The organism is Aeromonas sp. CU5, assembly GCF_002586745.1.
GTDB classification, from domain to species: domain Bacteria; phylum Pseudomonadota; class Gammaproteobacteria; order Enterobacterales; family Aeromonadaceae; genus Aeromonas; species Aeromonas sobria.
In genome coordinates this window covers 1348535-1362109 of the sequence record NZ_CP023817.1, presented here as the reverse complement: position 1 = coordinate 1362109, position 13575 = coordinate 1348535, and the positions used below count along the sequence as shown (strand labels likewise).

11 protein-coding genes are annotated in these 13575 nt (G+C 53.0%); 6 read left to right on the top strand and 5 right to left on the bottom strand.

Going from position 1 to position 13575, the window contains the following annotated elements; all coding sequences use genetic code 11:
- Positions 1-261: 261 nt before the first annotated feature.
- From CK911_RS21125 to kup, 3 genes are all read left to right on the top strand, one after another.
- Positions 262-1083, top strand: a complete 822-nt coding sequence (locus CK911_RS21125; RefSeq protein WP_157774536.1) for a hypothetical protein — start codon at positions 262-264, stop codon at positions 1081-1083.
- A gap of 46 nt (positions 1084-1129) precedes the next feature.
- Positions 1130-2785, top strand: coding sequence for an ATP-dependent endonuclease (locus tag CK911_RS06065; RefSeq protein ID WP_098969332.1), 1656 nt, complete (start codon positions 1130-1132; stop codon positions 2783-2785).
- Positions 2786-3257: 472 nt separating this feature from the next.
- Positions 3258-5126: a low affinity potassium transporter Kup gene (kup, locus tag CK911_RS06060; protein ID WP_098969331.1), complete on the top strand. Its 1869-nt coding sequence runs from the start codon at positions 3258-3260 to the stop codon at positions 5124-5126.
- Positions 5127-5412: 286 nt separating this feature from the next.
- On the opposite strand, the gene CK911_RS06055 is transcribed toward kup, so the two are convergent.
- A complete protein-coding gene (locus tag CK911_RS06055) occupies positions 5413-6807 on the bottom strand; it encodes a DEAD/DEAH box helicase (RefSeq protein WP_042023806.1) in 1395 nt (464 codons plus the stop codon).
- 393 nt (positions 6808-7200) lie between these two features.
- Here CK911_RS06055 and CK911_RS06050 point away from each other — a divergent pair, with 393 nt between their 5' ends.
- A complete protein-coding gene (locus tag CK911_RS06050; RefSeq protein ID WP_253860383.1) occupies positions 7201-7986 on the top strand; it encodes an ABC transporter substrate-binding protein in 786 nt (261 codons plus the stop codon).
- Between the two features lie 113 nt (positions 7987-8099).
- Here CK911_RS06050 and aroC read toward each other — a convergent pair whose 3' ends face one another.
- Both aroC and prmB read right to left on the bottom strand, forming a co-directional pair.
- Positions 8100-9188 carry a chorismate synthase gene (aroC, locus tag CK911_RS06045; protein WP_042023810.1) on the bottom strand — a complete coding sequence of 363 codons (1089 nt, stop codon included), beginning with the start codon at positions 9186-9188 and terminating at the stop codon, positions 8100-8102.
- Positions 9189-9200: 12 nt separating this feature from the next.
- A complete protein-coding gene (gene prmB, locus CK911_RS06040) occupies positions 9201-10136 on the bottom strand; it encodes a 50S ribosomal protein L3 N(5)-glutamine methyltransferase (RefSeq protein ID WP_042024068.1) in 936 nt (311 codons plus the stop codon).
- 86 nt (positions 10137-10222) lie between these two features.
- On the opposite strand from prmB, the gene smrB reads away from it, so the two are divergent.
- Together smrB and CK911_RS06030 are read left to right on the top strand one after the other, a co-directional pair.
- Entirely contained in the window at positions 10223-10747 is a 525-nt protein-coding gene (smrB, locus tag CK911_RS06035; RefSeq protein WP_042023811.1) for an endonuclease SmrB, read from the top strand.
- Positions 10748-10804: 57 nt separating this feature from the next.
- Complete coding sequence (locus tag CK911_RS06030; protein WP_098969329.1) at positions 10805-12100, top strand: diguanylate cyclase; 1296 nt, start codon at positions 10805-10807, stop codon at positions 12098-12100.
- Positions 12101-12364: 264 nt separating this feature from the next.
- Here the strand turns inward: CK911_RS06030 and CK911_RS06025 are convergent, their stop codons facing one another.
- Entirely contained in the window at positions 12365-12967 is a 603-nt protein-coding gene (locus CK911_RS06025) for a histidine phosphatase family protein (RefSeq protein WP_098969328.1), read from the bottom strand.
- Between the two features lie 54 nt (positions 12968-13021).
- Entirely contained in the window at positions 13022-13408 is a 387-nt protein-coding gene (locus tag CK911_RS06020) for a GFA family protein (protein ID WP_098969327.1), read from the bottom strand.
- Positions 13409-13575 lie beyond the last annotated feature (167 nt).

Here is a 13575-nt window from a genome sequence, read left to right as displayed (position 1 = left end):
TATCGAGCCAGCCCAGCTGCATCAAGCCAAACCGAACGATAAATCGCCCTTTAGTGACAATTTTATTGAACCAGAGCGGGTTTTAGGCACCTGCCCCTTCTGTTTTTCACCTGTCCGGTTACTATGGCTCACTTGGCAACCAGCTTCGTTGGGGTCGTGTTCCTGATACAGCTACGTAATTTAAAGCCGCTAGATAGGAAAAATAATTCATAGCGTTCTATTTCAAACTAGCAATGAACAGGATAATTGTAGAGGTAAGATGTGGTTGATAAAATTGAGTTTATTTTAAACTTACTAGAAGAATCTAGTTTTTCGGTCGAATCAAAAGCACCATTTTTAAGAGCATTCATTGGTACTCTAGATGAAAATAATACTTCTAGACTTCTAATTTACTCTGTATCACATAATCTATACCTTCGCGACTTAATAAATAGAAAAATTGAATTTGATATAAAAGATGGAAAGGGTCTTTTATATCAAAATGTGGCAAGTGAGCTGTTACATATAGCAAAGATATCTAAACACCCTATCGCTCTAAGCGCACTTATTAGCTTAAGTATTTTATTCTCATCTTTAAAAACAAAAATGCAGCTTAGCATACTAAGTTTTCTCGCAAATTCAGACAGAGTATTATTTAGACGGAAAGCATATAAACTTATGCTTGAACACTATCATGATGATTACAAAAACATATTAATACAATCTTGGCAAAGTCATCAAGAATTAGAATGCTGTCGTCTTATGATTGAGCAGCTTGATGCCGTATCATTATTCCACTTTCGTCACGATTTAATCAGCAAATGCAATGGAGGATGGCTTATATCAAAACTTTATATAAAGTTAGGAAAAGCATATCCAGATCTTTTAAGCGAGTTACGACTTATTAATAGTGATGCATATTGCTATTGCTTATGGAAATTGAATTTTAAATTACCATCAGTCTCTGCAGAGGAGCTTATTAATACATCTTGTGAGCCGAGTTTTTTAATTTGGTGCTTGGGTAGATTAGCAGAGTGGGATCTTATAATGGATATTTATAATCTATCTAATTTAACCCCACAAGATATATCGCTGCCAACTTGATCAGATTTTATTTTATCAATATTTAGATCCAACATGGGAATATATAATGAAACTAGCTGCTTTACTAATTGAAAATTTCAAAGGCATTAGGTCTGAAGTTAAAATCCTCATAGATAATGTTGTGGTTTTAATCGGCCCCAATAACTGTAGAAAGTCTACTGTTTTAGATGCATATGAGGCATACTACTCTGTTGGTGCTGAACTTTCTCTTGATTACTTTCACAATCAAAATGATTCATTACCAATCTCTATAACTGGTATTTTTAACGATATTTCAACTGATGATATTGAGAGTATCGGACAAGAATGGCTTATAAAAGACGATGTCGAATTTGGGGATTGTACTAAGGTTAAATTCGTTTGGGAAAAAGCAGATGAAAAAGCCAAAAAATATAGCTTTAGTAATAAGATTGAGGATTTTAAGGCCGGAGGATCTGGTGGTTTTAACTCAATTTTGAGTAGTAGACTTCCAATGCCTATACGAATAAACCCAACCGATACAACTGATGCACTAGAACTGATAGTGAAAGAACTAATTTCTAAAAGCGCTGCATCAAAAATAAAGCAAGATAAATCAAAGGTTGCCAGGATACTGGCAGAAATTGATGTTCTAGCTAAAGAGGTCGAAAGTGAATTATCAAATGATATATCAAAGATAAGCTCTAGTATCCAAGCTGAAGTAGATACAATGTTTACTGGAATGAACGTTGTCTTCGAAACCGGTGTTGGTAAATTTGACCCAGAGAAAGCAATTAAAGAAGGAAGTCGCTTCATATTTGAAAACAATGGAAGTTCAGCGCCTTTATCAAATCAAGGATCCGGAGTGCAACGTTCATTTCTTTGGGCTGCAATAAAAACATTAAGCTCTCAAGGTCTACTTAAAAATGGCAGAACACCGATACCAGCCGAAAGACCAAAAGTACTGCTAATTGATGAGCCAGAAATAAATATGCATCCAGCAGTAATAAGGTCTGCTTGCGAAGCAATATATTCCTTAGCTAGTTTAGATGGCTGGCAGGTTATCTGTACAACTCACTCTCCAATTTTTATAGACTTAACGAAAGATCATACTACTCTAATCAAAGTATCAAACACCAATTCAGAAATTCTTTATTACCAAACAGATAAATCATGTTTTTCCCCAGAGGAAAAAGATAATTTAAAAATACTAAACCGCTGCTGTCCAACAGTTAATGAATTTTTCTTTTATGACACATCATTACTTGTTGAAGGTGATACTGAATATTTGGCTTATCAAGATCAAATAAAAACTCATAATCTCTCGATGACACACTGCGTCATTAATTGCCGAGGAAAGGCTAACATCCCAACATTTATTAAAATATTTAATCAGTTTGGTGCAAAAGCTATCGCTATCCATGACCTTGATACGAAATATCTAAATAATGGAAACAAGAATGCAATGTGGACTATAAACGAAAAAATCAGGCTCGCTGCAGATGAAACTCAAGGTAGAGTAAAAACTTTGGTTCATATTCCTGATTTTGAGGGGTATTATCTTGATGAGTCCCCTCAAAAAGACAAACCATATAATTTATTTCAACATATCACCTCACCAGATTTTTCAAAAAACCCAAAATATGCACGATTAAGAACATCATTATTAGATATTGAAGCAGGTACTCATGCTGGAATATATTCACATTCATCCGAACTGGAAATTCATGCATTAGAATCATAAATGTTCATTAATGACCGCCGTTACGGCGGTCATATCCCCCCCCAAAAAAAGACTCCATTGCCACCCCATTTATGCCTCTTTATCCACAGTACCATCCATTTATTGGTCAGCATTTTATCGTCTGTTTTTCAGCCGCTTCGATAAAAAATAGCGGCTAAAAAAGATCCGCAGATAAAGCAAACGGTTATCCGCATTGTCGTGGTCTGTTTCAATCGCCGGATAATTAATAATCTTACTCAAATTGAAATTTTGATTATTTATAACTGAGCATAGTCCCGCAGAGTGTGTGTCATTATAAGCTTAACAACAGATGAACAGACTGTGTTCCATGACAAGCAGATCACCATTCGGTTAGTCCCCTTTCCCATCGCAAGCCATTAATTCTATCCCGATTAAATATCACTATTTTGCTGATATGTCGGGCCCCTGTGCGTTGGCAAACGTGTAAACATCAAACTGACAAGATGAACTCATGAACTGTGATAAACAACAAGCCATGTCCGGCGTGATGCTGGCGGCGATTGGCGTGGTCTATGGCGATATCGGCACCAGCCCGCTTTATACCTTGCGCGAGTGCCTGTCAGGACAATTCGGGTTTGGCGTTGAACCCGCCTCCATTCTCGGTTTTCTTTCGCTGATCTTCTGGCTGCTGATCCTGGTGGTGTCGGTCAAGTACCTCTCTTTTGTGATGCGAGCCGACAACGCCGGTGAAGGGGGCATTCTCACCCTGATGTCGCTGGCCACCCGCAATACGCCAGAGAAGCTGGTCCCCTTGCTGATCATCCTCGGGCTGATTGGCGGCAGCTTCTTCTATGGGGAGGTGGTGATCACCCCGGCGATGTCGGTGATGTCGGCCATCGAGGGGCTGCGGCTGGTCGCCCCCTCCCTCGACCCTTATATCGTGCCGCTCTCGGTCTTGGTGCTGACCCTGCTGTTTGCCATTCAAAAACACGGTACTGCCATGGTGGGCAAGCTGTTTGCCCCCATCATGCTGATCTGGTTTGCCACCCTAGCGCTGCTGGGCCTGCGCAGCATCCTTCACAACCCCGAGGTGCTGGCGGCGCTCAACCCCGTCTGGGCGGTGCGCTTCTTTATGACCTATCAGGGCGCCTCTTTCTTTGCCCTCGGCGCCGTGGTGCTGGCCATCACCGGAGTGGAGGCGCTCTACGCCGATATGGGTCACTTTGGCAAAAAGCCGATCCGGCTCGCCTGGTTTATGGTGGTGCTGCCCTCACTGGTGCTCAACTACTTCGGGCAAGGGGCACTGCTGCTCGATAACCCCGCCGCCATTGCCAACCCCTTCTTCCTGCTCGCGCCAAAATGGGCGCTGCTGCCGCTGCTGGTGCTGGCGACCATGGCGACGGTGATTGCTTCGCAGGCGGTGATCTCCGGGGTATTTTCCCTCACCCGACAGGCGGTGCGGCTCGGTTATCTCTCACCCATTCGCATCGTTCACACCTCCGAACTGGAATCTGGCCAGATCTATATTCCGGTGATCAACTGGCTGCTCTATATCTCGGTGGTGATCGTCATCATGAGCTTCGAGCAATCCAGCAATCTGGCGGCCGCTTATGGCATCGCGGTGACCGGCACCATGGTGCTCACCTCGATCCTGTTCTGCTCGGTGGCCAAAAACAGCTGGGGCTGGAGCGGCTATCTGGTGGCGGCCCTGCTCGCCGCGCTGCTGGCCATCGATGTGCCGCTGTTTGCCGCCAACGTGGCGAAGATCTGGTCCGGTGGCTGGCTGCCGCTCACCCTGGGCGCGGTGATGTTCACCCTGATGACCAGCTGGAAGAGCGAGCGTTTTCAGCTTATTCGCCGCCTGAACGAGCACGGCAACTCCCTTGAGCCGATGATCGCCTCGCTGGAAAAATCCCCACCGACCCGGGTGGCGGGCACTGCGGTCTATATGTCGCGGGTGGTCAATGTGATCCCCCATGCGCTGCTCCACAACCTCAAGCACAACAAGGTGCTGCATGAGCGGATCATCCTGCTTACCCTGCGGGTGGAAGAGGTGCCTTACGTCCACAATGTGCGGCGGGTCTGCATCGAGCAGCTCTCCCCCACCTTCTGGCGGGTGGTGGCGAGCTACGGCTGGCGCGAGACACCCAACGTGGAGGATATCTTCCTGCGCTGCAACGCCGAGGGGCTGAGCTGCCGGATGCTGGAGACCTCGTTCTTTATGGCCCACGAGTCGCTGATCATGAAGGAGCGCCCCTGGTACCTCTACCTGCGCGGCAAGCTCTTTATGCTGCTGCAACGCAACGCCCTGCGCGCCCCGGATCAGTTTCAGATCCCGCCCAATCGAGTGATCGAACTAGGCTCGCAGGTGGATATCTGATGGCATTTTTGATGGCCTAAAGAACGCTAGCAAAAGAGAGAGGGAGGCTTTGGCCTCCCTCTCTCTTTGCGGTTAGGCACGGGGATGCTTCACCACTCATCCCCACCCCTTCTCCCGCGAGACGAGAAGAGAAGGAAGCGGACCGCAGGTGTAGCAAGGCTGCTGCCATATGCAGGGCGGATACCACTGACCAACAGCTGATGTGCGACAAAAACAAAAAGCCCTGCCAGATTGGCAGGGCTTTTTACATCAACCGAACAGCGGTGGAGCCAGGCTCCCGAGCCGCTTACTGGTTGTGAGTGGAGCGACGAGGGCGACGGGCTTGGGCCGGTTTACCAGCACCATCAGCCGGACGCTGGCCACCTTGCGGCTTGGGCTTGCCACCGTTACCGGTACGCGCGCCACCGGCGTTAGCACCGGAAGAGGTACGACCTGCACCCTGACGCTGACCTTGCGGACGGGGCGCACGACGCTCTTCACTGGGATCACGAGGCTCTTTGCGCAGCGGCGCGCCGATACCACGAGCGATGTTGTCCAGGGTCTCGCGGGAGGCTTCAAAACCAGCCACCTGTTCACACGGGATGTTCTGCTTGGTCAGACGCTCGATCGCCTTGATCAGCTTCCCTTCATCGGCCGCGACCAGGGAGATGGCGTGACCGGCAGCACCGGCACGGCCAGTACGACCGATACGGTGAACGTAGTCTTCTGCCACGTTGGGCAGCTCGAAGTTGACCACTTGCGGCAACTTGTCGATATCGAGACCTCTGGCGGCGATGTCAGTCGCCACCAGCACCTTGACGCTACCATCTTTGAAACCGGCCAGCGCGCGAGTACGGGCACCCTGGCTCTTGTTGCCGTGGATGGCGGCAGCACTGACACCGGTCTTGTCGAGGGTCTCGGCAACGCGGTTGGCCATGTGCTTGGTACGGGTGAACACCAGTACCTGCTGCCAATCGTTGCTGGTGACCAGATGGCTCAGCAGGCCGATCTTGTTAGCCTTGTCGCACGGGTGTACCAGCTGCTCGATACGCTCGGCAGTGCTGTTGCGCGGGGCGACTTCGATCACCGCCGGGTTGTTGAGCAGGCCAGTGGCCAGCTCGCGGATCTCTTCGGCAAAGGTCGCGGAGAACAGCAGGTTCTGACGCTGTTTCGGCATCAGTGCCAGGATCTTGCGGATGTCGCGGATAAAGCCCATGTCGAGCATGCGGTCCGCTTCGTCCAGTACCAGGATCTCGACTTCGTCGAACTTGACGGCGTTCTGGTTGTAGAGGTCCATCAGGCGGCCAGGGCAGGCAACCAGCACGTCCAGACCACGGCGAGTTGCCATCATCTGCGGGTTGATGCTAACGCCGCCAAAGACAACGTGGCTGCGCATCGGCAAGTGTTTGCCGTAGTTACGCACGCTCTCGCCCACTTGGGCAGCCAGCTCGCGAGTCGGAGTCAGCACCAGCGCACGAATGCGGTTGGGCGAAACCCGGCGCTTGCTCTCCATCAGACGTTGCAGCATCGGCAGGGTAAAGCCTGCGGTCTTGCCGGTCCCGGTTTGGGCCGCCGCCATCAGGTCACGACCAGCCAGAACGGCAGGGATCGCTTGCAACTGAATGGGAGACGGGGTGTCGTAGCCTTGCTCGGCAACAGCACGCAACAAGGGTTCGGACAGACCGAGGGAAGTAAAACTCATAGATACCTGCTAGGGATAGTGGCGCCGGATAACATTGTGGTGGGGCTCCTCTGCTGAGCCGATGCCATCTCACAAGTCTGGGCCTATTGAGAAAACAACGATTTCCCCGGGGAGCAGAGCAAAGGGGAAAGAATAGAGGCGCAGTCTAACGGAGTTGCCCGGGATAAACGAGAAAAATGTGACATTCCTCCCAGCACGAACAGAAAAGCCTCCTCCTGCCCCCCGAATAATCCCGTTAACCGGTGGCACAAGCACCACACTATTAACTGACAACTTAATATCTGCCCCCGCAAGCATGGCGAGCGGCAGGCAGAGGCTCGGGATAACAAAACAAAATAACGAGGTTTAGCGATGACCACGCGATGTCTTCCCCATGGTCGCAGGCTTACCCTGATGAGCCTGTTACTACTACTGGCCCCGACGCTGCAGGCCGATCCATCCCTGACGGTGGCCTGGAGTCACTGGCCCCCCTTCAGCCAGATAGATGACAAAGGGCAGCTCGATGGCCTGGATGTCAGCCTGACCCGCCAGATTTTGCAACGGGCGGGCTTTACCCCCAAATTTCGTGAGCTCCCCTGGGCGCGAGCCCTGCATATGGTGGAGCACAGCCAGCTGGATGTGGCGATGGCCGCCCTACCACTGCCGGAGCGCCAGAGCTATGCCCGCTTCTCGGCACCCTACCGCCAGAGCGCTTATGTGCTGCTGAGCAATGACCCTATCCCCGGCCATCAGGATCGCTGGGCAACACTCGATAATCTGCCCGCGTTGTGCAACGAGAAAGGGCTCAAGATCGGCAAGTTGCGGGGTACCCGTCCCATGCATCAGATGGATAGCTGCCCGGCGCTTAAAATGGCGACCGAATACAATGCCGATGACCGACTGATCGATCTGCTGCTGGCCCGTCGTCTCGATGGCGTCATCATGGAGTGGCAATATGCCCACTACCGGCTCTCCCAACTGGGGGCCGAGCGGTTTATCAGCTGCCAACTGTTGTTGCACCACCAACCGGTCAGCCTGATGTTTGCCAAAAACAGCGTGAGCGAAGCGCAGATCCTTAAAGTCAACGAGGCCATCCACACCTTGCCCAAACCCCACAGCAAGTTCTCGTCCCCCACCTGTCGCCTCAATGCCGATCCGGGGGCGGCGGATCTGCTGACCCGTACCCTCCGCAAACATTGACGGGTTGAGCCGTCCCCCTGAAATAGCAAAGGCGACCCGGAGGTCGCCTTTGTGTTAGTTATCGCACCTGACCCCTGAGCATGGGGTGATCAGCCGATAGGCAGCAGCACCGATCAGCGCAACTGCGGGGTATGGGTCAACACCCCCTGATTCTGGGCGCGATGGCGCAGCAGGTGATCCATCAACACCAGCGCCAGCATGGCTTCGGCGATGGGGACAGCACGGATACCGACGCAAGGATCATGGCGACCCTTGGTGATCATCTCGATAGCCTCGCCTTCGGTATTGATGGTCTTGCCCGGCACCGTGATGCTGGAGGTGGGCTTGAGCGCCATGCTTACCACGATATCCTGACCAGAGGAGATCCCCCCCAGAATGCCGCCCGCATGGTTGCTGGCAAAGCCTGCCGGGGTCATTTCGTCGCGATGCTCGGAGCCTTTTTGCTCCACCACCGCGAAGCCGTCACCGATCTCCACCCCTTTCACCGCATTGATGCCCATCATGGCGTGGGCGATATCGGCGTCGAGACGATCGAACACCGGCTCACCGAGGCCCACCGGCACATGGCGCGCAATGACCTGCACCTTGGCACCTATGCTGTTGCCCTCTTTTTTCAGGTCGCGCATGTATTGATCGAGCTCCTCCAGCTTGCCCGCATCGGGGAAGAAGAAGGGGTTCTGTTCAATCTGCGCCGCGTCGAACGCCTCGGCCTTGATGGGGCCAAGCTGGGAGAGGAAACCGGTGATCTCGATGCCATGCACCTGTTTCAGGTACTTCTTGGCAATGGCGCCCGCCGCCACCCGCATCGCGGTCTCACGGGCAGAAGATCGACCGCCGCCACGATAGTCGCGCTGGCCGTACTTCTGGTGATAGGTGTAGTCCGCATGGCCGGGCCGGAACAGATCCTTGATGTCGGAGTAATCCTTGGAGCGCTGATCGGTGTTTTCGATGAGCAGCCCAATGGAGGTGCCGGTGGTCTTGCCCTCGAACACCCCGGAGAGGATCTTCACCTCGTCCGGCTCGCGCCGCGGCGTGGTGTAGCGGGAGGTGCCCGGCTTGCGCCGATCCAAGTCCCCCTGCAGATCCGCTTCGCTTATCTCCAGCCCCGGTGGGCAGCCATCGACCACGGCGCCCAGCGCCAGACCGTGGCTCTCGCCAAAGGTGGTGACCCGAAAGAGAAGACCAAAACTGTTCCCTGCCATGCGTGCTCCTGCTTAGTTCTTGTAGATGGCGAAATGATCCTGATACTGCACCAGCTCTTCACGGGTCATCACGAACACCCCGTGACCGCCGTTCTCGAATTCAACCCAGGTAAAGGGGATCTCGGGGAACTGGGCTTCCAGATGGATCATGCTGTTGCCCACTTCGACCACCAACACGCCGTTATCCTTGAGGAAGTCGGCGGCATGGGCCAGCATGCGCTTGGTCAGTTTCAGGCCGTCAGAGCCCGACGCCAGTGCCAATTCAGGCTCGTGACGGAACTCCTCCGGCAGATCCGACATATCTTCGGAGTCCACATAAGGCGGGTTGGAGACAATCAAATCGTACTTGTCACCGGCTGGCAGATCGCGGAACAGATCGGAGCGGATAGGAATAACCTGCTGCTCCACCCCATGATCGTCAATATTGCGCTCGGCCACGTTCAACGCATCGATGCTGATGTCGATGGCATCCACTTCGGCTTCCGGGAACTCGTGGGCCATGATGATGGCAATGCAACCGGAGCCGGTGCACAAGTCCATGATCCGGGTCGGCTCATGCTTGAGGAACGGTGCGAAACGGTTAGCCACCATTTCGGAAATCGGCGAGCGCGGGATCAGCACCCGTTCATCGACATAAAACTCCCAGCCGGCGTACCAAGCCTTGTTGGTCAGGTAAGCGGCAGGCACCCGCTCCTGTACCCGACGAATGATCAGCTCCGCCAAACGATGGCGCTCGCTGCTGGTCAAACGGGAGTGGCGCATGGCCGGGTCTACATCCGGTGGCAGATGTAACGCGGGCAGTACCAATTGCACAGCCTCATCCCAGGCGTTGTCGGTTCCGTGTCCGTAGAAAATCCCGGCGTCGTTGAAACGACTCATGGCCCAACGCAACATGTCCTGGATGGTGTGCATCTCGGCAACCACCTCATCGATAAATATCTTGTCCAAATCCACCTCCAAGTCGAGTAATATCCGGCCCGAGCACCCACTGCATAGCGGGCACGACGCATACCTAATAAAAAATTGAGCATCTGATGAAAAAAACGCCCTCACAGACAGAAGAGGAAACCCTGCTGTTCCGCGATGCGATAAAAGGTACCCGGAAAATCAAGCAAGATACCATAAGGGCCGAGTTACGCCCGGTCAAGCAGAAACGCGAATTGCGTGAAACCCGCGAAAAGCTTGGGGTTGACCACTATTTCAGCGATGAGTATCAGCCCCATCTTGACGAGGATGGGCCGACCCGTTACGTGCGGGAGGATGTGTCAAAATTTGAGCTGAAAAAGCTCAAGCGGGGCATTTATCCGCCGGAGATCTATCTCGATCTGCACGGCATGAACCAGCAACAAGCGAAACAGGAGCTGGCCGCCCTGCTCACCCTCTGCCAAAAAGAGAACATTCACGTTGCATCTGTGATGCACGGCATCGGCAAACATATTCTCAAACAGCGTATTCCCAGCTGGCTGGCCCAGCACCCCAATGTCCGCGCCTTCCATCAGTCCCCCCGTGAATGGGGTGGCGACAGCGCCATTCTGGTATTACTCGATATCGAAGAGTAGTTGGCCATCCATGCGCCCTATACTGACTATCAATAGGTTATTGACAGTGGAGGTCGCATGTTTACACAAGGCTCCCATGCCGACATCAAGGCATCTCTCGATGCCATTGGCGCCGCCGTGGCAGTGTTCAGTCTCGATAAAGATGACCACTTTGTGCTGGTCTCGGCCAACGATACCTTCGCCAATGCCTTCGAGCTGGAGGTGCTTGGCTGCATTGGCAAGCAGCTAAGCGAGCTGTTCCCCCGCTACATCACCAATACCATCGAACAGCCAATGCACGAGTGCGTCAGTCAACAGACGGGGATCGAGAGCGAGCTGCCCATCGATACCCTCTCTCGCACCAGTTGGTGGCGCTTTGTGCTCTCTCCCATCATGCCCGAGCAAGCCAGGATCACCCGCATAATCGTCACCGCCATCGACATCACCGCCAAAAAGCAGCTGGAAGAGGCGCTCAAAACCAGTCGCAGTCGCTTCGAGGCGGTGGTCAACTCCGCCTATGACGGCATCATTAGCGTCAGCAGCGAATCACGCATCGAGCTGATTAATACCGCCGCCTGCGAGATGTTTGGCGTCGATCAAAGTTATCTTGGCAAACGGTTGGAAACCCTGTTGCCACAACGTTTTCGGGCGAACCACGAGAGCTATTTCAAAGCCTTCAGCAACTCCCCTATCACCTCTCGCCCCATGCATGCCCGCGCCTCGGTCATGGGGCTACGCCGCGATGGCAGCGAATTCCCGCTTGAAGTGACCATTGCAAAGATCCACCTGGGGCAATCTACCGAAATGACCGCCATCTTGCGGGATATCTCCGAACGAGCTCGGTTGGTAGAAGAGTTAAAAGTGGCCGCCACCACGGATCCGCTTACCGGTATTGCCAACCGGCGCCGTTTCGGTGAACTGGTCAATGCCGAAATGCAGCGCTGCCAACGCTTTGACCATCCGATGAGTCTGCTGATGATCGACATCGACCACTTCAAACAGATCAACGACACCTATGGCCACCAGCAGGGGGATCAAGCATTGTTAAGTCTGGTTAACAGGATCGGCAAACAGCTGCGGGAGGTGGACATGCTGGGCCGCTGGGGCGGTGAGGAATTTATCGTATTATTGCCGGAAACCTCACTGGAACTTGCCTGGGCCAGCGCCGAGCGGATCAGGTTAGCGGTCGAATCGACTATTCATCCACTGGCGGGCTCCCTCGAGGTAACCCTCACCATCAGTATCGGGATCAGCACCAGCAAGGGTCCCCTCGACAGCGTCGAACAGATGATCACCCGGGCCGATACCGCCCTCTATCTGGCCAAAAAACAGGGCCGTAACTGCTGCCGCAAAGAGGAGCCGGACCCGACCTGATGGCCCCCCCTGCCCTTTGGTGACACAGCTGACCAGTGCCTTCAGAGATAACCAACCGCAACGAAAACAAAAAGCAGCGCAACCCTCTTCGGTAGCGCTGCTTTTTGGCTCTATTCTTTGGCACAACCGCAAAATGCCCGGCCTCTTCACTGCCTGTCACCTCGACACAACACGGCGACATATCACCGCAAATAGAGGCTATCGGGCCTCACTCCTATAGGAAGGCTGTGAGATCTCTCTGCTCCATCCGGCCCGTTACATACTTCAATCACCAAGGGGACGGCTAAAGTGCAGCGGCCCACCATTAGTCAGAGAGAGCCTCACCGACAGCATGCCGCCGTTGAGCAATTGCCACTCGAAGAAGTCATCAAATCCAGCTGTCGTTACGGCGCGGATCACTTTGGCGACCACACCGTGCGCCACCAGCAGTACCCGCTCCTCCTGCATGGTCGAAGCCAGTGCCGTTAATCCCTGCGAGACCCGGACAATCGTCTCGTCCAAGGTTTCACCACCGGGAGGTGCTTCCGCCCAGCGCCGGGTGATATTGCACGCCCACAGTTCGGGATAGCTCGCCCTCGCCTCTGCCTGCGTCAGCCCTTCAAACAGGCCGACATTCCGCTCACGAAAAGCTGGTGCAAGCTCCACAGGCAATCCCAACTGGCGAGACAAGATGGCCGCGCTCTCCCTTGTTCGCAGCAGGGGTGACGCCAGCAACCGATCAAACGGCGGCAGTGTCGCTGCTACCTGCTCAGCCAGGCGGGAGATCTGGCGCACGCCATCGTCATTGAGCCCGATATCCAGCGCCCCCTGATAACGCCCCTCGGCATTGGCCTGCGTCTCTGTGTGGCGGATCACCACCAGTTCCATGGTGCACTCCTCTATCCTGTTTTTTGTTTTCTGTTTCTTGGTTAAAGCCGCAAGCTACTTCCCTTTCGGATAACGGGGATAATCGTCCCGTATCGGCAACCATGACATCTGGCTGGCGGTATGGATGTGATAAGTCGGCGAGACACTCTCCGGATTCTCAAGAGAAGCGATGGCCAGAGTCAGGTATTCGGGATATTGGGTACTGCGATAACTGAGAGTAGAGCCACACTTCGCGCAAAAACCGCGGCGAATAGTCTCCGAAGACGCATACTCGGTCGGTTTACCGCACAGCCACTGCACCTGCTCTACCCGAAAATCCATCCAGGCCCCGACCGGCGCCCCTATAGTGCGCTGGCAATCCCGGCAGTGGCAGAAATCAGCAGCAAAAGGTGCCGCCAGCACCTTGTAGCGGATAGCACCACAATGACAACCCCCATCCATATCGCGTACCTCATTGATAATTGGCAATCACGCAAGATTACCCCGCTCGCACTCAAAATAACATCCACTGGATTACGCATCATCTTCCGTCAAGAAATGGATACATGAAATTTTTACACCCAGTATTTTCACGGTCTGTTTCTGTTAAATAAATTGCAAACAAGGCG